Origin of the sequence: Nostoc sp. NZL (assembly GCF_015714705.1) — a bacterium.
GTDB classification, from domain to species: Bacteria; Cyanobacteriota; Cyanobacteriia; order Cyanobacteriales; family Nostocaceae; genus Nostoc; species Nostoc foliaceum_A.
The window spans coordinates 1-21,910 of the sequence record NZ_WBKL01000095.1; the positions used below are offsets into that span (position 1 = coordinate 1).

General features: G+C 42.6%; 19 protein-coding genes and 1 other RNA gene. 8 read left to right on the forward strand and 12 right to left on the reverse strand.

The genetic code is table 11. The annotated features are described in order from the left end of the window. Positions 1 to 1,010 (forward strand): UDP-N-acetylmuramoyl-L-alanine--D-glutamate ligase (gene murD, locus F8R90_RS13515; protein WP_196511179.1); only part of this gene is annotated, 1,010 nt, incomplete at its 5' end. 178 nt (positions 1,011 to 1,188) lie between these two features. Here the strand turns inward: murD and F8R90_RS13520 are convergent. Together F8R90_RS13520 and F8R90_RS13525 are read right to left on the reverse strand one after the other, a co-directional pair. Then, positions 1,189 to 1,413, reverse strand: coding sequence for a type II toxin-antitoxin system HicB family antitoxin (locus F8R90_RS13520; RefSeq protein WP_012410354.1), 225 nt, complete (start codon positions 1,411 to 1,413; stop codon positions 1,189 to 1,191). Between the two features lie 11 nt (positions 1,414 to 1,424). Then, complete coding sequence (locus F8R90_RS13525) at positions 1,425 to 1,670, reverse strand: type II toxin-antitoxin system HicA family toxin (protein ID WP_331000651.1); 246 nt, start codon at positions 1,668 to 1,670, stop codon at positions 1,425 to 1,427. A 133-nt stretch (positions 1,671 to 1,803) separates the two neighbouring features. Between F8R90_RS13525 and argS the strand changes: the two genes are divergently transcribed. From argS to F8R90_RS13540, 3 genes are all read left to right on the forward strand, one after another. After that, a complete protein-coding gene (gene argS, locus F8R90_RS13530) occupies positions 1,804 to 3,567 on the forward strand; it encodes an arginine--tRNA ligase (protein ID WP_196511180.1) in 1,764 nt (587 codons plus the stop codon). Positions 3,568 to 3,670: 103 nt separating this feature from the next. Then, on the forward strand, positions 3,671 to 4,234 hold the full coding sequence (locus tag F8R90_RS13535) for a Uma2 family endonuclease (RefSeq protein WP_196511181.1): 564 nt from the start codon (positions 3,671 to 3,673) through the stop codon (positions 4,232 to 4,234). Positions 4,235 to 4,271: 37 nt separating this feature from the next. Further along, on the forward strand, positions 4,272 to 4,769 hold the full coding sequence (locus F8R90_RS13540) for a cobalamin biosynthesis protein (protein ID WP_196511182.1): 498 nt from the start codon (positions 4,272 to 4,274) through the stop codon (positions 4,767 to 4,769). A gap of 112 nt (positions 4,770 to 4,881) precedes the next feature. Here the strand turns inward: F8R90_RS13540 and F8R90_RS13545 are convergent, their stop codons facing one another. The 8 genes from F8R90_RS13545 to F8R90_RS13575 form a co-directional block, all read right to left on the reverse strand. Continuing rightward, on the reverse strand, positions 4,882 to 5,235 hold the full coding sequence (locus F8R90_RS13545; RefSeq protein WP_190895015.1) for a phage holin family protein: 354 nt from the start codon (positions 5,233 to 5,235) through the stop codon (positions 4,882 to 4,884). A 29-nt stretch (positions 5,236 to 5,264) separates the two neighbouring features. Then, positions 5,265 to 5,387 carry a hypothetical protein gene (locus F8R90_RS33435; RefSeq protein WP_269141761.1) on the reverse strand — a complete coding sequence of 41 codons (123 nt, stop codon included), beginning with the start codon at positions 5,385 to 5,387 and terminating at the stop codon, positions 5,265 to 5,267. Between the two features lie 265 nt (positions 5,388 to 5,652). Further along, the gene (locus F8R90_RS13550) at positions 5,653 to 6,720 is read right to left on the reverse strand and encodes a peptidoglycan-binding domain-containing protein (RefSeq protein WP_196511183.1); all 1,068 of its coding nucleotides are present in this window, start codon (positions 6,718 to 6,720) and stop codon (positions 5,653 to 5,655) included. A gap of 89 nt (positions 6,721 to 6,809) precedes the next feature. Beyond that, positions 6,810 to 8,081 carry a M16 family metallopeptidase gene (locus F8R90_RS13555; RefSeq protein ID WP_196511184.1) on the reverse strand — a complete coding sequence of 424 codons (1,272 nt, stop codon included), beginning with the start codon at positions 8,079 to 8,081 and terminating at the stop codon, positions 6,810 to 6,812. Between the two features lie 80 nt (positions 8,082 to 8,161). Continuing rightward, on the reverse strand, positions 8,162 to 9,403 hold the full coding sequence (locus F8R90_RS13560) for a M16 family metallopeptidase (protein WP_196511185.1): 1,242 nt from the start codon (positions 9,401 to 9,403) through the stop codon (positions 8,162 to 8,164). 301 nt (positions 9,404 to 9,704) lie between these two features. Then, positions 9,705 to 9,888, reverse strand: a non-coding RNA gene (ssrS, locus tag F8R90_RS13565) — 6S RNA. 60 nt (positions 9,889 to 9,948) lie between these two features. Continuing rightward, entirely contained in the window at positions 9,949 to 11,109 is a 1,161-nt protein-coding gene (locus F8R90_RS13570; protein ID WP_196511226.1) for a 5-(carboxyamino)imidazole ribonucleotide synthase, read from the reverse strand. Then, the gene (locus tag F8R90_RS13575; RefSeq protein ID WP_196511227.1) at positions 11,106 to 11,597 is read right to left on the reverse strand and encodes a pentapeptide repeat-containing protein; all 492 of its coding nucleotides are present in this window, start codon (positions 11,595 to 11,597) and stop codon (positions 11,106 to 11,108) included. The genes F8R90_RS13570 and F8R90_RS13575 overlap by 4 nt, the downstream gene beginning before the upstream one ends. Positions 11,598 to 12,474: 877 nt before the next feature. On the opposite strand from F8R90_RS13575, the gene F8R90_RS13580 reads away from it, so the two are divergent. Beyond that, on the forward strand, positions 12,475 to 12,798 hold the full coding sequence (locus F8R90_RS13580) for a hypothetical protein (protein WP_196511186.1): 324 nt from the start codon (positions 12,475 to 12,477) through the stop codon (positions 12,796 to 12,798). 157 nt (positions 12,799 to 12,955) lie between these two features. On the opposite strand, the gene F8R90_RS13585 is transcribed toward F8R90_RS13580, so the two are convergent. Next, positions 12,956 to 13,501, reverse strand: a complete 546-nt coding sequence (locus tag F8R90_RS13585) for an ImmA/IrrE family metallo-endopeptidase (protein ID WP_196511187.1) — start codon at positions 13,499 to 13,501, stop codon at positions 12,956 to 12,958. A 4-nt stretch (positions 13,502 to 13,505) separates the two neighbouring features. Then, on the reverse strand, positions 13,506 to 13,871 hold the full coding sequence (locus tag F8R90_RS13590; RefSeq protein WP_196511188.1) for a helix-turn-helix domain-containing protein: 366 nt from the start codon (positions 13,869 to 13,871) through the stop codon (positions 13,506 to 13,508). A gap of 141 nt (positions 13,872 to 14,012) precedes the next feature. On the opposite strand from F8R90_RS13590, the gene F8R90_RS13595 reads away from it, so the two are divergent. From F8R90_RS13595 to F8R90_RS32865, 3 genes are read left to right on the forward strand one after another with little or no spacing between them, the layout of a single operon-like run. Continuing rightward, the gene (locus F8R90_RS13595; RefSeq protein ID WP_196511189.1) at positions 14,013 to 15,140 is read left to right on the forward strand and encodes a restriction endonuclease-related protein; all 1,128 of its coding nucleotides are present in this window, start codon (positions 14,013 to 14,015) and stop codon (positions 15,138 to 15,140) included. 3 nt (positions 15,141 to 15,143) lie between these two features. Then, positions 15,144 to 18,785 carry a hypothetical protein gene (locus tag F8R90_RS13600; RefSeq protein ID WP_196511190.1) on the forward strand — a complete coding sequence of 1,214 codons (3,642 nt, stop codon included), beginning with the start codon at positions 15,144 to 15,146 and terminating at the stop codon, positions 18,783 to 18,785. A 24-nt stretch (positions 18,786 to 18,809) separates the two neighbouring features. Then, positions 18,810 to 21,779, forward strand: coding sequence for an RNaseH domain-containing protein (locus tag F8R90_RS32865; protein ID WP_230966297.1), 2,970 nt, complete (start codon positions 18,810 to 18,812; stop codon positions 21,777 to 21,779). Positions 21,780 to 21,910 lie beyond the last annotated feature (131 nt).

Genomic DNA, 21,910 nt, shown 5'->3' on the forward strand with positions numbered 1-21,910 from the left:
GGGCAGGGGGAGCAGGGGAGGCATTTGATAATTCCTCACTTTTAACTCCTCACTCTTCACTCGATTGGGTGATTGCGGAGGTTAGCAGCTATCAAATAGAATCTTCCAGTTCTCTTGCACCCCGTATCGGTGTTTGGACGACTTTCACACCGGATCATCTTAGTCGCCATAAGACTTTAGAGAACTATTACAACATCAAAGCAAAGCTGTTGCATCAGTCAGAGTTGCAAGTGTTCAATGGCGATGATGCCTACTTGAGCCAGTTAGGTTTAAGTGCTTGGCCTAATGCTTATTGGACAAGTGTCAAAGGAAAAGATTTCCTGATTAGCGAAAAAGGCTTTTACATCGAGGACGGCTGGATTGTGGAAAAATTGACTGCAACCTCAGCACCAGAACCGATTGTGAAAGTATCTACTTTGCGGATGGTGGGTGAACATAATCAGCAAAATCTCTTGATGGCAGTAGCAACGGCACGATTAGCGGGAATTAATCGTGATGCGATCGCACGTGCTATTGTTGAATTCCCCGGTGTTGCTCATCGTTTGGAGCATATCTGCACTTGGGAAGGTATTGATTTCATTAACGATAGCAAAGCCACCAACTACGATGCTGCTGAAGTTGGTTTAGCATCTGTAAAAATTCCAGCGATTTTAATTGCTGGTGGAGAAGCAAAAGCAGGTGATGATACTGGCTGGCTAGCACAAATACAAACCAAAGCTGCTGCTGTTTTATTGATTGGCTCTGCTGCACCCACATTTGCCCAACGTCTTCAAGAGGTGGGATATTATTCTTACCACATTGTGGAAACTATGGAAAGGGCAGTTCCTAGAGCGGCGGAATTAGCCAAGGAGTATGAAGCGCCTGTGGTGTTGCTATCTCCGGCTTGTGCGAGTTTCGATCAGTACCCGAATTTTGAGGTGCGGGGCGATCATTTCCGTCAGTTGTGCCTTGCTTGGGCAGAAGGAGAGAAGCTTCAATACAACTCGATTCTTTCATCTTCTCTGCCTTAATTCATTTACTGTGTGACTTGCAGCTACACAGTGAATGAATTATGTAACCTAAAAGTGCGGTGCGATCGCATCATCAGATAATATGTAACCTAAAAGTGCGGTGCGATCGCATCATCAGATAAACTTAAATATTATAGAAGGATTGTTTAGAGCTAATTTTAGTGGTTGCCTATTATAATTATGTTTTGCTGTAGTTTGCAACTTCAACCTCATGAGCAATGCTTGTAGGTTTAGGAATAGGTAAACCATCTTCTAGCATTCCTTCTATATGAAATTCAATAGCTTCTGCAATCATCTGCTTGACTTCTTCTAAGGTTGCACCTGTAGTTACACAACCTGGTAAATCAGGGACATAAGCAGAGTAATTACTATCCGCCTTTTCAATCACCACTACGTAATGCATAGCCGTTCTCCTTATAACTGTGCTTGCCTCCAAATACTACTGAGAGTACCAGGGGCTAAGTCGTCAGACAATTTACCTGGAACTGTAACTAAACCTGGTTTATCAGGATGCTTGAACTGTCGATGACTACCTTTAGTTCTATCAAGATACCAAGCATCAGCTTCCACTCGCTTGATCACATCACGTACTTTCATGTTACTACTTATCTCTACAGAGAAAATTTCTGTTACAGATAGAGTCGCTAATTGAGAAGTCAAAAGTCAATAAGATTTCCTATTTGTGGTAGGGAGCGATCGCCTCATGAATCGAGTGGCTCAAAATGAAATGCTAAAGTTAATAATCAAGCTTTTGCAGAGCTACATTCTCTCTCTCTCAGATAAAATTTATATTATGAACGCTACACAAGAAAAACTAAAAGTTCAGCTTGAACAGGCTTTAGTCGCAGCTTTTGGCGCTGACTTCGCGGGAGTAGATCCAATATTGGTTTCTGCTAGCAATCCTAAATTTGGTGATTATCAGGCGAATGTGGCTTTATCCCTGAGTAAAAAGTTAGGAAAGCAACCAAGAGCGATCGCAGGTGCGATCGTTGAGAAACTAGATGTATCCGAAATCTGCGAACCGCCAGAAATCGCTGGGCCAGGATTTATCAATCTGAAACTGAAAACGGCATACCTGGAAGCACAACTGAACAAAATTCAAGCTGATCCCCGGTTGGGAGTTCCAGCCGCGAAAACGCCGAAACGGGAAATTGTGGATTTTTCCAGTCCAAATATTGCTAAAGAAATGCACGTCGGACACTTGCGTTCTACGATTATTGGTGATTCCATCGCCCGGATTTTAGAATTTCAAGGACACGATGTTTTGCGGTTAAATCATGTGGGTGATTGGGGTACGCAGTTTGGAATGTTAATCGCCTATCTGCGGGAAGTGTACCCAGACGCGCTTACCACCGCTAATGCTTTAGATATTGGTGATTTAGTCTCTTTTTACCGCAAAGCCAAACAACGCTTTGATACAGATGCAGCTTTTCAAGAGACAGCACGCCAAGAAGTCGTCAGATTACAAGCAGGTGCGGAGGATACACTCCATGCTTGGAAACTGCTGTGTGAACAGTCGCGGCGAGAGTTTCAAATAATTTATGACTTGTTGGATGTTCAGCTAATTGAACGTGGAGAATCTTTTTATAACCCTTTACTAGCTGGCGTTGTGGAAGATTTAGAAAAATCGGGGTTACTGGTAGAAAACCAAGGGGCAAAATGCGTTTTCTTGGAAGGGTTTACAAATAGAGAAGGTGAACCTTTACCCTTAATTGTGCAGAAATCAGATGGCGGCTATAACTACGCCACAACAGATTTAGCATCCCTTCGCTACCGGATTCAGCAGGATGAAGCAAAACGGATAGTTTATGTAACAGATGCTGGACAAGGAAATCACTTTGCCCAATTTTTCCAAGTTGCACGTAAAGCTGGATGGATTCCCGATGATGTGGAATTAGTGCATGTGCCCTTTGGGTTGGTGTTAGGAGAAGATGGTAAAAAATTCAAAACTCGTTCTGGGGATACTGTGCGGTTAAGGGATTTATTAGATGAAGCGATCGCTCGTGCCAATGCTGACCTAAAAACTAGGTTACAAGAAGAAGAACGCCAAGAAACGGAAGAATTCATTAATGAAGTTGCTAGGGTAGTTGGGATCAGCGCAGTTAAATACGCAGACTTAAGCCAAAACCGCACTAGTAATTACATTTTCAGCTACGACAAAATGCTGGATTTCAAAGGTAATACTGCGCCCTATATGCTGTATGCTTATGCGCGGATTCAGGGCATTAGCCGCAAGGGTGACATTAACTTTGAGGAGTTGGGAAACAATGCTGTTTTATTGCAGCATGAAACAGAATTAGCGCTGGCAAAATATTTACTTCAACTGGATGAAGTTATTAGTAGTGTAGAGCAAGACTTGCTACCCAATCGTTTATGTGAGTATTTGTACGAACTGAGTAAAAAGTTTAATCAGTTTTACGATCGCAATCAGGGAGTTCAGGTGTTGGAGGCGGAGGAACCGCAACGTACATCCCGTTTGGTTTTATGTGATTTGACTGCTAGAACTCTGAAGTTGGGACTATCTTTATTGGGAATTCAGGTATTGGAGAGGATGTAATTTTTTTTAACGCAAAGGTACGCAGAGTAGGAGTTAAGCTGATTTTTCTTTGTGTACTTTGCGGTTTGTTAATCAGAAGTGCTGGACTTGGAGGCGATCGCAAATGGTACGGACACCATCAAAAAGCATAACTTTGGCAGAGTTTCTGAAGCTACCAGAAACGAAGCCCGCTAGTGAATACATCGATGGTCAAATTATTCAAAAACCTATGCCACAGGGAAAGCACAGTATAATTCAAGGTGAAATGGTTAGCACTGTCAACTTAACGGTCAAGCCCAAGCGAATTGCTCGTGCTTTTCCAGAACTGCGGTGTACTTTTGGTGGAAGGTCAATAGTGCCAGATGTTTCTGTGTTTACTTGGCAAAGAATTCCCCGTGATGAAAATGGTGAAGTTGCCAACGTATTCCAAGCAGCTCCCGATTGGACTATCGAGATTCTATCACCTGACCAAAGACAAACGAAAGTTACAAAAAATATTCTGCATTGCCTGAATTATGAAACACAAATGGGTTGGCTGATTGATCCAGAAGAACAAACGGTATTTGTGTACATCCGCAATCAACAGCCAGTTATGTTGGATGAATTAGAAGCTTTACTGCCTGTGCCAGATTTTGCAAGTGAGTTGAGGCTGACGGTGGGAGATTTATTTGGTTGGCTGTTGGAGTAAACCAAACCCTGAAGAATTGAATAAGGAAATACACTAAGTGCAACAGGTTTTATGGGTAGGAATCGGTTGTAAACGGGGAACCTCATGGCAGTTGATTGATCAGGCAATTGAGCAAATATTTCGAGAAAATCAACTTTTTCAAAGTGCGATCGCAGGTCTTGCTACCATTGACACTAAAGCCTCGGAAGTTGGCTTAGTAGAACTTTGCCACCTACGGAATTTGCCCTTAAAAACCTTTTCTGCCCAAATCCTTCGCTGTGTCTGTGTTCCCAACCCCGCTACAATTACCGACCAAAAAGTAGGTACACCTAGCGTTGCAGAGGCAGCTGCTATTCTTGCAGCTACTCAAACCCCGTTGTTGACTGCTTCCCCTTTTACCAGCATAGAAGCATTGAGAGTGAGATTTTTAGTTACTAAACAGATTTTCCAGCCAAAAGGGCAACCAGGAGCGGTAACATTAGCTGTTGCCCAAGCTTCAAATATGAGTATTACAATTGAACGCCGTGTGCAACTTTCTCTCGAACCTAACCCCTAACCTCTTCCCTGGTAGGAAAGGGAGCAAAAATAAAAGCCTCTCGACCTTTCGCGGAGAGGTTTGGAGAGGGGTTTTAAGAATAAGTAGCACATTGCGTAATTTAGTAATTTTTTTAGTCAACAACTCTCAAAAAATAGTTAATTATGCTAGAAACAATAGCTAGTACAATTGAACCCAACAAAGCAGGTAAAAAGCCTTGAATCTCAAAACCAGAACCAGGAGTTAAGGCACTTGCCAACCAAAGGGTTAAAGCATTGATCACCAATGTAAATAAACCAAAGGTGAGCAAGGTAATCGGAAAGGTCAAAATCTGCAAAATTGGTCTAATAAATGCATTAACCAGACCAATAACAAGGGCAGCAACCAAGGCAACCATAAAATTCTTGATAAAGAATCCTGGAACGATATTAGCAGTCAGAAATAACGCCACCGCAGTACCGAGCCAAGTTAATAAAAAGTGTTGCATAGGTTTTTTTAGAGGAATTAGCAGTAAGTTTAATTAATTTCACTATTGACAGCTGTGATCTGTAACACTATCAGGTGTCCTTGTGCTTGACTTATCAAGTTGCCATCATCATTTGTCAGCCCAAAAGCAATGTAATTTTTCAGTGCTGGCATAGAGAGATACTTTTAATCGGTGTATCTTTATCGTATTGCAGGATGTACCGCAGTGAACTACCTACACTGGCCTGAGTACACGTTAAGTGGGGGACTTACGGTGATTTAGTTAAATTCATCAAAAATGCTGTGAAGTCCAAAACCCCTACAGAGGTTTATTGAAGTTGAAAAACCTCTGTACCTTGGGGATTTCCAAAAAAGAAATAAGTTGCCCGCTATCTTTGGTTATAGGCAAAGGAGGCGTTGGCTATGCTCCCTAGTAAGGCTAACGACGCAAAAGAACCTCCCAGGTAGAGCCACCAACTACACCGTCAGGTTCTAAACCATAGCGCTTTTGTGCTGCTTTTACAGCAGTCTCGGTTGTCGCACCAAAGTCTCCATCGGCATCGCCTTTTAAGAAACCAAGCTTTTTCAGTTGTTGTTGTAACTTAACAACTTCAGAACCACGTAATCCTATACGCAAAATTGGCAATCCTTCTGAGGTGTATTGAATACCAGGGGTTCGCTTAGTAGTTGTGTTTGACTGAGTTCGAGTAGTTTGCCCAGTCCGTGTAGTTGACTGAGTTCGAGTAGTTGATGTAGTACGATTCGGCGTTTTCTGTGTGCTTGAAGTTGTAGTTTTTCTTGGGGTAGCAGGTCTTGGCTCAGGGCTGGTTGCAACTTGTGTTACGGCTTTTTTTGGGGTAGTAGGTCTTGGTTCAGGGTTAGTCGCAACTTGTCTTGGGGTAGTAGGTCTTGGTTCGGGGTTAGTCGGGACTTGGGTTACACCTTGTCTTGGGGGGTTGGGATTTGTAACGTTGGTGAGGTTACTAGCCTGGGTTGGAACAGGAAAGTTGGTAGCTGAGTTAAATCTTGGCTGGGATGAAGGAACGGTTGATGCTACTACTGGTTCTTTAGGGAAAAGTCGTTGCCAAGTGCTGGCATCAACAATGCCATCTGGATTCAAGCCAGCGGCTTGTTTAAACCGCGCAACAGCACTGGCTGTATTTTCACTATATGTACCATCTACGGCACCAGAATAAAAACCCAAAAGTTTCAGAGCTGCCTGAAGTTCAGCAACGCGTTCGCCTTGGCTACCAACTTTGAGGGTAGGACGGTTGATGCTATCTCCAGGATTTACTTGGGCAATTTTTTGTGGTGCTGCTATTGATACTACACATGTTGAGGCAATCAAGAGAGGCGTAGTGGAGAACAAGAGTATTTCAATGGCTGATAAAGATTTAGACCTCTTTGACCACCAGCCCTTTTGCCTTTTTTCCATCCTACAGCGATTTACAGTTGGGTCTAGTAATTTTAAGTAACTCAAAATACTTGCTGTCAGGCTGCTTTGCATGGAATTCACTCCCAGAATATTCTCATGCTAATGGTACAGCCGCTTGGTCTAAAAAACAGCTGCTGTATTTTACTATTGCACATTTTCAGTTACGCGATCGCCCCATTAATTGCTTCTTCTTGACCAACTAAAGACAAGTAAGGCTCTTTTAAATACTTACAAGCTGCTGCGATCGCATCCTTGGCACTCACCGCTGCAATCAATTCTTGGAACTTGGTATCAAAATCAATTCCTAAGCCCAAAATTTCATACCAACCGTATATCTGAGCAATTTGCCCGTTCGTTTGTTTACCCAAGGCGTACTGGCCCAGGATTTTGTTTTTAGCGGCTTGGAGTGCGCTTTCAGATATTTCCGTCGTACACAATAAATCTACTTCTGTACGCAGTCCCTCCAGGGCAATGCTGGTATTTTCTGGTGCTGTACCCATGTAAACCACAAACGACGCTGGAAATAGCCTTGTGGAGTAAAAGGCGGATACTTCGTAAGCTAAACCGCGTTTTTCCCGCAATTCCACAAATAAGCGGCTAGAAAGCCCATTTCCCAAATAGGTACACAGTAACTTTAATGCGGCGTAGTCAACAGAACTCACCGATGTTCCCAAATACCCAAGCATCACGATTGATTGTTGTGTCTGTACTGGCTTAACCCTTACCTGCGGTTCCACCTTAATCTCAGGTAAATTGAGTATTGGCAGTGCTTGGGCTGGCGCTTGCCAATCAGCAAAAACTTCTTCCACCAACGCTGCTGCATCTGTGGGTGTAACTCTACCTGCAATACTAATTACTACATTATCTGGACGGAAATAAGTTTGGTGATACTCGACTAAATCCGCACGAGTTAAGCGGCTCATGGTGGTTTCATCTCCTAACACTGACATAGAATAGGGATGATTTTGGTACATTACCTGCCGCATTTGTTCAAAGGCAACGGTAAACGGTTGCTCTTTTTGGGAACGAATATCCTGGAGTGCTAAACGCCGTTCTAGTTCCACTTGAGTTTCGGGAAAAGTAGGCGATCGCAAAATCCGCCCTGCCAATGTTAAAATTTCCCCAAAATCGGATGTTACCGTCTTGAAAGATAGCAAAAAATAATCAGTGCCAGCATCCGCACTTAAACTCGCCCCTACAGACTCGACTTTTTCTGCAATTTCTAAGCTAGAAAGTCCATCGCATCCCTTTGTCATCACTGCTGATAGCAAATGTGCCAACCCTGCTTGCTCCCGGTTTTCGTTACAACTACCGGCACGCACAAAGATTCGCGCCGCAATAATGTCCGCAGCCGGATTTTCTGCCACCAGCACGACAATGCCATTGTTCAAAACGGTGCGATGGATAGGCGATTTTTGCAGCAAGGTTGTCATTTGTCCTTTGTCCTTTGTTATTTGTCAATGGTCATTAGTCATTGGTCATTTGTCTTTTGCTAATGACTAATGATTAATGACTAACACGGTTTAAGTACAGTAACCGCGTAATTCTCCGGCGATAGATACTGTTTAGCTAATTTTTGCAGTTCTTTGGCATCAAAAGACTGAATCTGCTGGGGATATGTCACAGCTAATTCAGCTTGGGCGATGGTATTGTAATACCCATAAAGCCCTGTAAGCTGATTTGGCGTTTCGGTGGAAAACGCATACTCATTACATAGCAGCCTGCGTGTACGAGCAAGTTCCTGTTCACTAATTCCTATAGTCTGCAAATCATCTAAATGAGCGCAAATCAAGGACTCAACTTCCTCCAGATGTTCTGGTTCTAACCAAGCAGTAATTGTAAATAAACTTGATTCCCGTTGTAGAGAAAAACTACTGCAAATTCCCTGTACCAACTGCAAATCTTCTCGCAAATCGCGTACTAAACGTGAAGTCCGCCCTTCTGCCAATATCACCGACAACAAATCTAAACCATAGCCAGTGCGGATTTCTTCTACTCCTGGTACCAGCCACGCCATCAACAATCGCGCTTGCTCTATGCGTGGCAAACACAGTTCTTGACGGTGAATTCCTGTTATTACTGGCTTTGTCACTTTCTCAAACTGCGGACAATTAGAGCGTTCGGCAAAATCAGCAAATGAACTATTTACTAGTTCCCAAGCTGGTTGCTTGGCTATACCCCCAGCAATTACCACCGTCATGTTTTCCGGCTGATAGTGAGTGCGATGAAAACAGCGCATTGCTTCTGGGGATTGCTGCATCAGTTCTTGCTCAGTACCCAACACCGAACGTCCGTAAGGGTGATGCGGATAGATGCTTTGAATCAAAGCTTGGAATCCTATCCAGTCGGAATCGTCCTGACAAGAGCGAATTTCTTCTAGTACCACGTCCCGTTCGCGGCTAAATTCATCTTCTGGAATTGCCGCATTGAGTAGTAGTTCTCCCAAATGGGGCAGAGTATCTTTTAGATAAGGAGCAGCTGTGGTAAGTGAATAATGAGCATAATCATAGCTTGTCGCCGCATTACTCACGCCTCCCCGATTTTCAACTTTGGAATCGAACATTCCAGGGGGTAGCGCCGCCGTACCTTTAAAAATCATATGTTCTAAAAAGTGCGCCATGCCGAACCACGGTTTTGGCTCTAGGCTGGCTCCAGCACGCACCCAAACATCTGCCACAACTACAGGAGTAGTGGGAATCTCTTGATGAATAAAAGTTAAACCACTCTCTAGTCGGAAGACCGAGGCTGGAAACACGGTATTAGTTAGTTGTTGTAACAATTTTTGTAGCTTTAACCACAATTTCAGATAATTTTGTCATCTTAACTCTGAACGATACCTAATTTAGAATCAAGTTATACAGATTTTGTTTTTATCAGCAGTTATTGCTAATTTCTAAGTTAATAAAGATTAAATTTATTTGATTAGTACAGCCAAAATGTTTAATCTGCGTTGTTTCAGATTTTTAGTTTAGAATTTCTTATTTGTTCTATAAGTAATACTGATTTAAACAATTAAAGCTCCCAAGTTCTGACTGACTGTAGGAGCTAATAATTTTAAGTTCACCGCGACGCCGTTTTACCTAAGTTTATGACCTGGTTTAACCAGGTGGGAACCTAAATTCCTCGTTTAAAGTTTCCGGGTACATGCCCGGTCTACTGCCACGAGAACTGTTTGACTCCCTTGTCTTTAAAGGCATAGATCAAAAAACTTGATGGCAGTCACCAACGTCGTAGTGCAACTCACTCATTATAGCTTTTCAAAAGATGTTGTGTGTTCAACATCGAAACTTTCTGAGCAATTTACCTGGGATACCAGATAGATTCTATGCTGTGGGCGATGTCGTTGGCGATCGCCTGCTCTCGATTATGATTATCCAGCAAAACGGTGACATGTCCCAACTTCCGCCCTGGACGTGATTCTGTCTTCCCATACCAGTGAAGGTGCGCCTGGGGAATCTCTGCTATTTGTTGACGCTGGCTTTGGTAGTCGCTGTCAGAATTTTCGTACCCCAGTAGGTTGACCATTATAGCGCCAGCGCACTGCAAAGCCGGATTCCCTAAAGGTAAACCACAAACGGCTCTCAGGTGCTGCTCAAACTGCGAAGTTTCACAGGCGTCAATAGAAAAATGCCCAGAATTGTGGGTACGAGGCGCAATTTCATTTACCAGGATTTTGCCATCAGCACCCAGAAATAGCTCAATTCCAAAAATTCCCACTACTTCTAGGCTATTTAATAGAGTATGTGCGATCGCTTGGATTTCTGCTACTTGATTGGGTGTAATCTGGGCTGGCGCAATTACCCGCCGACACACTTGTTGTTCTTGTTGAGTTTCCACTACTGGATAACTGACAATTTCTCCCTCCACAGAACGAGCTGCAATTATTGCTAGTTCTCTTTCAAAAGGGATAAATTCTTCTAACAAAAAAAGTGATTGATTTGAAGTTTGTGTTGTGCTTTCATAACTTAACTTCTCCTCTAAACTAGCAAAATCCTGAATTATGAAAGTACCTTGACCATCATAACCGTGGCGGCGGGATTTGAGGACTAATGGAAAACCTAGATATTCTATTTTTGATTTTATATTTTCCACCTCGTCAAGGGCGAAAAATCGAGGAACTGGTAAGCCCAAGTCGCGTAAATAGCAACGCTGATGATATTTATCTAAAAGAGGAGCTAAAGCTTCTAATTTGGGACGAAAACAAACGCCTTGCTGTGCTAAATCAGATAAAGCTTGCAGGTTAACAAATTCGTTTTCAAAGGTGATAATATCGCATTTGCTAGCTAATATCTCCGTAGCAGTTGCATCATCAACTGGGGCGAAAATAGTTTCTTTCGCAATTGACACAGCCGGGTCATTTTTACTAGGAGTTTGTACTACCAATTCTACTCCTAGCTTTTGTGCTGCATCCGCCATCATCCAAGCAAGTTGTCCGCCACCAATTACACCAACACGTTTCATTGACATCCTAGAGAATCACGAGTTTCTACACCTGTTTTGGAATTCACACCACTGGCTTTACCGCACAGTTCTTTGATTTGCGCTCTATCCAAAATTGCATCTGTAAAGTCTGCACCGTCTATATTCACATCATTAAAGATGGCGCGGAGCAAAAGAGCTTCTTTGAAAACTGCATCACTCAAATCTGCCTTAGTCAAGTTTACCTGATCAACCATTGCATTAGTTAAATCTGCCCCGTGGAGATTTGCTTTTGTCATCACCGAAGCACTCATCACTGCTCCCCGCAAATCAGCGTTTGTAAAGTTAGCCAGTTCCATATTGGCGTTAGAAAACTCCGCAGCTTGCAAACTTTCACCAGAAAAATCACGTCTTGATAATTCGGCATTGCTAAATGAAAGCGGATGAGTCCAGTCTACTGCCAGTACGGGATCAGCCACACACCATATAATTATTCCTAGAAGGAACGCCAACCCTTGCCGCCAAAACATATTGAGAGTTAATTTGGTGTCTGATCGCTGCATTTAATTACCACATTTGAATATTAGCAAGGCTGGATCATCATAATTGAGGCTCGCAGCCTTGCTACTGGACTTGGGGAAGTTATATTTCCGTTGCTTAATATTTTGTAACGCAAAAAGAGCAACCGCTTCTCACCTTGAGTAAAATTTTCCCTGCTACTTGAGGTAGAGAACGCAATCTAGGAGCGTTCGCACTAAAGTTAGATATCAGGACAATAATGACTGAGTAAGTAAGTCGGTGCAATAAAACCAAACTATGTAAATAAAAGTAAATAAAGCTCAAACTCTTTCTCTCCCTGCTCCCTGCTCCCTGCTCCCTGCCTTATTGCAACAATAATTATTTAGGCCGACTTACTTATAAATTACCTGTCACATCAAGCAAGCTTTAGCAAAACATAGACGGGGAGCATAACCTATCACTTTTGATGATGGGAAAAATTGAAATCCCTAATTCTAAAGCAATAGTTTGGCTGGATAAAGCAATGTCTACAATGGACTATGCCTACGCTTGTTTATTTGTTCACAATTGTACATTCTTAGATTTGAATTTCAGGATATAAAGAGTTTTATTGAGCAGTAATACTCACTGAGTTATTTACAATTCTTGACTTTCAATGTTTCAAGTAAAGTTTGTTGTCTTTTAAATTCAACAGCCCCTATCAACTGTTAGCCTTTTAAGTAATGAAAGCAAGGTTTGAGCGTAATTATAAGCGTCTCAATTGCTTAACAAAGCTTAAAAGTTGGATAATTAGCGTTAATTTTATAGCGATTAGTTAGTTCTTCAGGAATCTCCAAGAGTTTACATTCACCAAGTACACAACTTCCACAAACCGAACTCCGAAACCCGATGATGAATCATTACTCACTTCAATGGATTGAGGCATGGTGCCAAGAAAATGGCTGGACAGATTTATTTGTAGAGCGACGTAACAACTTCTGGGCTTTCCCTCCGGGTGGGGTAATGCCGGAACCAATTCCAGTTCACGTTCTCAGAGTGATTAAAGCCGAGAAGGGATTGACTTTTGAAGAACGATTGTGGTCTATGTCCGCAGTAATTGGCACAATCCTAGCTGTTCTTTTTACCTTCTGGTTGCAGTCGCCGATGCCATTAGTTATGGCTTTCGCTTTTAACGCCGTTACGGTGGCTCAATTTGAACTTGAAGATGCCTAAATTCTTTTTTTGGGCTTTGCTATTAAAAACTGCTCTTGTTTAGTTTAGTTTCAGCAAGAGCAGTTTTTAATTTAAGAAAAAGAGACTAAATTATTATAGTTTCAGCTAAAGATTATTAGTTATTCATTATTGTTGGCAGAGTAGATATTATAAAAAATTAGCATTTCACAGACACCTCAGTTACATTACTGCGAAATTTCACCATCGCTTCACTAGCGCCAAAATGTGCTGCAATCTGAGGTAACAGCATGTTTCGTTGTGTCGCCCATAATAAACCACGTTTGGGAATTTGAAGGCATCCCCCTAGATAAGTTGCTTCATCTTCGTTGTTTTGTTTGCGTTTTGGTAGTCCAGTTACCGAATCAAAGCCAACAGGCTTATGATTGAACAACACATGAGCTATTTCATGCATCAAATTTGATTCATACCGTCTAGGTGCATGACGCGGGTTGTATACAATCCATAGTGGGTTATAGCGTATAATCCCTGCTGACCACCCATCGCTAGCAAGTAATACTGCTACTTTCTCTGGCTCTAAATTGGGAAGCTGATCGGGTGTAAAAAGTGTTGCTCCTAGCTTGGCTGCTAGAGTGTCTGCCGGTAACGGTTCAAACGATCGCACTCGAAGTAAGCTTCGTTGTTCAGTTGCGATCGCTTCACAGCGTTGTCTAAATTCAGGGGATAGACTTTGGATTAATGGCATATATTTAAGGATCTTGCTTCAATTCGCCATCATTTTGAGACAAATCACGATATGCTGCTTTGACTAAGGATGCTAAAGCATTAGCGATCGCCGGATCAAGATTTTTATCAGCACGTAGTTGAATAGCGATCGCTTCAGGTGTATCCAGTTGATCCTCCTCTGAGGTTCTAAACAACTCAGCAGGAGGCACTTGTAGCCAGTTACAAAGTGCTAAAAAGGTTTCCATGTCCGGCATTTTGCCGCTCTCTACCCTTGAAAGAGTAGATGGACTAACATTACCAATCTCCGCCGCCGTTTCGCGTAGTCCTCGGCTAGCGCGTTTCTTGCGGACTAGACTTCCCAACCGTTCTATATCTAGATAACTTCCCATTCTCCTGTTTTGTGTCACCAAAGAATAAACCGTTTCTTGATTGACACAGCCTAAATAATGTTGTACGGTATATGCAACAAATGTATCACGAATGAAAAATCGTGTTATTGAGTAAATCCTCTCAAAGAAGGATTACCTCTAATGGGAAGTAATGAATTTGATAGTCTTATCCTTGGTTTAGCAGAGTTTATGCGGCGAGATGGCAGGTATCCATATCCTGAACTGCTGCGTTATGCCCTCAATAAACTAGCTCTAGAGGTAACGGCTGTAACATACCCGCGGACTCTAACAGGTCTTTTAGCTTTACTCGAAAAACCCGTGAAAACTTGGTATCCACCGCGTTTACTACCAAAAGAGTTTGACTCAGATTTTGGTTTACTCTACGAAGGGGGATTGAGTGAAGAAGCAAGTCGATACTTTTATGAAGAACTGCTTGAACAAGACAAAATACCTGAGTTCGCCACTGCTACAACTAAGCAGATTGCCATAGAAAATTACCAATTTTACAAAATTTTTATCCGTTTGCAAGAACTATACAACAACGATCGCGATCCTGAGCGCGTTCAACAGGAATATGTTTTGCTGCGTCGATTTTTAATCGAGAATGGGTACACAACTCCGGCGCAACTTCGCAAAGTATTTTCCAAAACTCGACATATTGATATTCAAGAAGTTGGCGAACTTTACGAAGAGTGCCAAGAGGAGGCTTGCTGGAATTGCGATCGCTGCGGGCCTTTGTTTAAAAAATATGGAAAGTTACGTGGTATTAAACCCAGTGCTTGCAACGATCATCGTCAAAATTTGCCGTTTATTCGACAAATCACCTGGAAACAAGGGCTGCGTAGTCTGAAGTTTGGTATCCATTTGCGTATTTGTTTACCGGGTATACCTGAGATGCGCTTATTTAAAGCGTTGGAAGAACTTCACAGCAAATATTCAGATCAGCTTTGTGCCATCCATCTTTATCCAGGCATTGATCGCTATGACTTACAACTACGCTTCTGTGACCAATCAACCTGGGCTGTGGATATTAAAGATTACCGAAGCCCCTACAATTTAGCACCAAAGCTTACACCTCTATTCGGTGAGGGCGAGCTGCGTTATGACGATAGCTTTTATGTTATTCCCATCCAACGCCTGCAAGAACGAGAGGACTATATTGAAATTCTTCGCGAACAGGCGACAAAGCTGCCAAGCAGTACCCATCTTTTGAGTGATGCTGTATTTGAGGAACGGGTTATCAATAAAATTGAGTGCTTGAGGGAATAGTCAATGAGCCAGATGACTCTATTTGAGCTACCGACCGAGTTTAAAGACCGCCTCGAACAGTTGAAGGAAGCAGGTTTGGAGCGTACTCAAGCTGAATTGTTGCTTCAGGTAGAGCTTGGCTTTGCTCTCATGGAGCATTTGGAACTTGATGATGAGCCAGTTACCGCACCTTGGGCAATTTTGAGTGGAATGCCTTTGAGACATCCACGCTTACAGAATTTGAATGAGATGGAACGTCGAGCGATCGCCAATACTCGCCAAATAGTTCCCTTTTCTGCCCGTTTCGCTTGGTTAGGCGCACTGCGTTCTTATCTAAGGATTCCTCTAGATTGGCGTAACTATGACGAATTCACTCCGCAAAACTGGGATAGCTATATTATTAATGCTGCCAAAAATCTCCGGCATCAAGTTCATCAAGATTTGTATGAACGTTGTCTAATTGCCAATTTAGATTTCCGGCTTCGCAAAGTTAAACAGGTAGAAGCCGGAACCACTTATCAATTTGAGGCAAAGACAGGAGAAGAGACGGTTATAGTACCAGTCAGATTTACGCAGCAGCAGGTACAAAATGTACAAATACAGCCGTTACCTTGGTTTGCTACAACTCGTTCTCGTACTTCGTTTTCGCTTCGTATATCAGATTTAGAGTTAGATGCAGCATGGATTGATCAGCGAGAGGAAGCGTTAGCACGGCAATATGGCTGGGATCAAACTGCTAGAGGACACTGGGTTGAGCGCTTTCGCAAAATTAACTTCCACAAAGTTCAGGAGAACGGAACACTGTTTTCGCAAGAAGAGCAAATTCTTGAGTTAGATGGCTTTACAAACATTGCAGGTATGGTTGCCTCTGGAAAAACCACAGTTTCGCAGTTGTTCAGTGTTAATATTTTGCGGCATCATTGCGATCGCCGCATTACGTTAGTCGTTAGTGATGTGCAATCAGCGATTAAATTAGCTAATCAGATTAACTGGTGGTTTTGTAACGATCCAGAGAATGATGATCCAGTCGCAGTGCCAATCTTGGGGCGCAGTAAACGGGATGCACATCTGCGGAGTTTCTCTGCCTCAAAAGATTATCAGGAACATCGACAACGTGGACAGCCTCACTGGGGTGAGCGTTGGCTAGGTACTGCTTGCCCTCTGCAAGGTCGTCTCAATCAGAATTTTGTTCGTCAATTCTTAAATAACAAAGCACTTAAACCGGGAACTGAACCATGTAATTCTCTCCAAGAAATGCCTAAAAGCGATCGCCAGCAGCGACGTAAAAGCCGAGGTTCATTCTATTTGTGTCCATTCTTCGACAAATGCCCATCCCAACAAGCTTATCGTGATATGCCAAACGCCCGTGTTTGGATTACAACTCCTGGCGCAATGGCAATGGCAGGATTACCTCGTCATTTAGAGTTGCGCCCTATCAAAATCGGTGAACTCGTCAACGAACAATCAGATTTTGTGGTCTTTGATGAGGTAGAGACAGTCATCAAGTGGTTTGATGATACCTACGCTGAGGAAGTTGTTTTGACTGACGGTGGTAATAGCGGCGTTTTTGATGATATTGGCGTGAAAACAGAACAATTCTCAAAAACTAACCGTGTTATGCCCCCATTAACACAGCGATGGACTGGCGCAGAACGTGATGCACAAAAAGCTATTACAGCAACATTGACCCTACTTGATAAACAGGTTGGACATCAATTTCTCAGAAATTGGATTAGGCGAGGTTACTTTACACCTAACTCCCTTTTGTTCAAATTTGCGCGTCGTCTTGCTGGATTGGAAGAATTTGAACCTTCTGATACATCTGAAGCAGTTTCAAGAGCAAATACTCGACTTGTTCAGCCAATCGTGCGTTATTTTGATGCACTACTCAACGAGGATGATCCGTTGCGAATGCAGCCTTCATCTAACCCAAACCGAGATCCAGTCTTTCGCCTTGCGCGTCTTATGCAAGAGATCAATAGTACTGGAGAAAGTGCTTCAGATGAGAATATCTACAGGGCTTGCAGAGCCTGGATTCTCGAATTTTTCCCAAATACAGAACGGCGTTTAGCGCGACTGCGAACAGAATTGGAGAATCGCAATCAAAGTTCGCAACAATCAACTCAACAACAGCGACGTTCACCAAACGGGGATGAGCTAGATCCAGTAGATACTATTGAAACTTTGGCTTATCGCCTCCAATTTGCGCTGACGATCGCTCTTTTGGATCGACACACTTGTATTGTCTTTTATGAATGGCATAATCGACCGACATCAATTAACGACGAATCACCCCATCGTCGAATGCCTGCTGCAATGTTGAATATTTTGCCATTGCCTCCCACGGGACGACAGTTTGGCACTTATTACTCCAGAGGAAATGACGACAACAAAAGATCCAGAAATGGCAGCAATAATGCATTGACGCTGTTTGCCTACACCAATATTGGACGCTGCTACATTTTAAACTTTCACCGTTTATTAACAGATTTCAATGGTCAACGTGGCCCCAATGTACTTGCACTTTCTGGAACATCCTACTTACCGGATTCTACCAGCTTCCATGTTGGTAATCCGCAGGGTGTTTTAATGCCAGAACAGGGGGCGAGAGATGCGATCGCTCAAAGTCATTTCAAATTTCTTCCCCAATTCAACCAAAAGAACAAACCCCTCCGCATTTCTGGGAAACCCGAATACCAGAAAATGGGCTTGTTTCAGGAAATAGCGCGATCGCTAGTTGGTAGTAACGGTACAGGTCATTTGGGGCAAGAACTCAGGGAATTAAAACGTCTTGGAGAAAATGATTTGGATAACCATTGGAGGGATCGCGATCGCCTTCTTTTGTTAGTCAACTCATACGATCAAGCCCGTTGGGCAGCAAACGAAATTCGCAATTGCTGGTCAAGTATGCAGGACTTAGTTTATCACTTAGTCCCTGACAATATAGAGACATACACGGAAGATGACTTTGATGAGCTAGCGAAATTTGTCAAAGTACCTGATAAGGGTGCGCTCAATCGTGCAGATATTGAAACTTTTGGGCAAACTAAGGGAAAGATTCTTGTTGCTCCTATGAATGCGATCGGGCGTGGTTTCAATATTTTGAATGCAAATGGTAAAGCCGCATTTGGCGCTGTTTACTTTCTGACTCGTCCATATCCACATCCACATGATACACAAGCGATCGCCCAAGAAATGAACCGTCGCGCTTTAGACTGGGCAGATAAAGCAGACTTTCTAGCATGGCAACAAGGAGACGGAATTGTACAACGTGCTGAAAAGGTGCGCCAACTAGCGGCGCGTTACTGGCGATCAGTAGAGCAACGTTCCTACTACAAAACCCTACGTGATAATCAAGAATTACTTGCTTTTCCCCGATTTGACCTTGCTGCAACTACTGCTGGGTTAGTTATTCAAGCCGTTGGTCGTCTCTTGCGTGGAGGTGTCCCATTTCGTGGTTATTTTGTCGATGAAGCTTGGGCACCCAAGAGTGCTGCTAGGAAAGCCGATCCGGAACTCTCTGAAGTGGATACAGAAGAGACAAGCCTTCTGGTTGCCATGCTTCTACGAATCTGTGATTACGCCAGCGAGGAAAACACAGTAGGTAATGCGCTTTACAAGCCTCTAGCCGATGCACTCGAAAAAATTGAAGACCTACATTGGTAACTTTATTGTATTAGTAAATTCATAATGCCTAAAAAAGAACCACCTCCTATTCTCCTACCTGCTCGAATGAATGTGGCGGCAGATGCACTTGAAAATCTGAAAATTGCTGTACTTCCATTTCCATTTTTAGGAATTGTTGGTGACTTTTGTAACAGCATGGAACAAGTTCTGCTGCCTCAGCGTAAATCCAAGATTCGTTGGCCGTATCGACAGTTAAACAATGGATTGCTTGCCTGTGCATCAACATTGACGTATGGTTTTGAATACTTTGATACAGGCGATTATCGAGCTTTAGCTGTGGGAACGGTTGAAAATCCGCTACGAGTTCCAACACCTGAGCAAATACATGAGTTAGTGATTATTTGGGCGCAGGAGTGGACAAAACAATTTGATGGCAAGGGGAAAGCGGATCAGGTGAATAGTGTTTGCGATCGCTTCCTTGAAAACATGGCCATAATTCCTACTAATTGGAATTGGCAACCTATCAGTCCAAAAACGCTCATTCAAAGCATCAATACCGAAAAAGGACTTGGCTTCCAAGCGATTCCGAGTTTCTTGGCAACATTGCTGCATGGAAAAAAGTGCGTAATTCGCTCCAGGGAAAGAGAGCAAGAAATTCGGTGGCGCAAGGTACAAGGCGATGGCTCAGGTCGTACTGGACTATTCCTAGTCAGTCAAGCATTTCCGGCACTGTACACAGATGACTATGGCAAAGAAAGGGAAGGTTATTTTGTCTATCGCTTAGATTTTCGCGTTCAGACTCAAGCAGGGCGATTCAACCAAAATGGCAAGCTTAAACCGTGGATTTTTTTACATTTAAGTTGTCAACGATATGCTCATGAGCCATTAATTGAAACTAATTATGGTCGTGATATCTCTGTACTAATGGGGATGAATGAGGAACGCCTCTCTGGTTACGAAGTAGATTCAACGTTAATACGTCTTACCATTGAGAACAATGGAAGAGAAGATAGTAATCTATGGAAATTTCAATTGCCAAATCTGCTATCTGCATTCAAAGCCCGTCCCCTTGAAACAACCTATAACATTCGTTGCAACCCTGCTAGATACGGCAATTTAGATAATCATCCTAACTGGAATAGAGATGAATATTATTTAGTTCATGCTGAAGGATACAAGTATGAACATGAAAACCATAAAAGAGGACATAGTATTAAACCAGGATTTAGTTTACAGGAACGCGGTGATATTGTTGCTCAAGTGTTAGAGCTTCTAGACGGTGTTTTAATACCTGATAATCCAATGCAGTGTGATATTCCTGCTCCATCTGGTCAAAAAACACCCTTGGCAATGCGCGATTACGAATATATCTCTCAACCTCCAAGTTTTACAAAACAACAAAAAGAAAAGCTGACTGAAAAAGAAATTAAGCAACGTGTAGATAATCGCCGTCAAGAAAGACAAACGATCATTGCTGATGCTATTGAGCGGGCATTGCAAGCAAAACCCATACATCTTTTTCTTCTGTGGCGCGAACGAGATACTTGTGATGTAACTTACCAGACATTGCGTGATGCTTTCCTGCTCAATGAAGGAGAAGATTTTCCAGAGCATGTCAAAGTATCATCTGTGTGGATTGATGATCCAAATATTTTGAAACCCCTCGACACAGCCGGATTTGCACCTAAAGATGGTCAAGAGTTTGACAAACAGATCCGCAAGCAGCATCAAATGAAACTCGATGCATGGCGCGACTTTTTGAAACATAAGGTTATTGCTTCAATTGACTTTACTACTAAGCCTTACTGTTTTGCGATTATTGAAATTGGACAAACGAAAAAGAAGGGAGTTCATCCTAAACAAAGTATCTATAGAGCAGTTCGTGAAGCTTGTGTGTTAGAAAAAATCAGTTCTCAAATGGTGCAAACGGTTAAACCAAAATCAGTTGACAAAGAAAATCAAAGTACAGACACATCGCCATCTTACAGCAAGAAGACAGAAGGACGTATTCTGAATGCTGTACTGGATATAACCCTACGTCAGATTGGGGCACTCTATGGACTGCCCTCAGAAGTCTATGAACGGGCAGGAATATCCAAAGAAATTGCACAAAATCTAGATGTAATTGCGCTTTGTCGCCGAAAAACCACTCAAGGTGAAGATAATATTCACTATGCTTTGGCTGTTCGTCTGCGGGCAACTGGTGCAGTTGATGTGTTATTTCCTGATAGCCAGGATTGGATTCCTTACCCACGCGCAGGGATTGAACTTGGGCAAATTTTCTCACGGGTACGCCGCGATCGCAATTATCTTAAAACAATTCAGTTGAAGGGAATAGAACTTGCAAAATTTGCGGCGGATGTACTAACTCAAGTGGGTGACAAACCGACTCTTGTCTTAATCGAAGCCGATGTATGGCGTAACGAGCGTGGTGAGGAAAATGGAGGCCAAGCTTGGTTTCAACTAAAAAATGAATATCTCCTTGCAAACCGGGATGTTTTAGACTTTCAACATGTCCCAGGTCATGCTTGTGTATATCCTCGTGACCATAACCAACTTAGGAACCTGCTTGGAATAATTCGCTTCCGCACTGGCAACGAGACAACTCAATACATCACCAATCGACAAGCTTGGAATGAGAATTCTCCAGCACGAGATTTAATTCACTTAAGTGGTTTTTACGATTCCTCTGTACCTGAGTTGCTGCATTACTTCTCTATTGGAAGATTACCGCAAACACAAAAAGGCCAAGATACCTCAACAGCACGCGAACTCTATATGCTCGATTCTCAAAATGACGAATACGGTGTAAATATCGCATTCAAGCACCAGCAGATGTTAGAAATGCTTCCCTTCTTCATCCGTTCGGATTTTCAAAAAACAGAAGAAAGCCTAAAGTCACTTTGCCGAGTGCCACACTACTTACGAATCTCACCAGCGTGGTCAATGGGTAATATTCATCCACCATATCCAATGCATTTAGGCAAACAATTAATAAAAGATCACTTATGCATCCTTGGTGTAGAAGTCTGAATCAATGTTTCTCATAGATGAGGAAAAAAGTACTCAGTAATCAGCACTTTTAACTCAGCTTTAATAACTTCAGGGTAAATTTAGCCTCCATACTCAGTATTTTAAGTGTAAAAATTGTATTTAAATATATT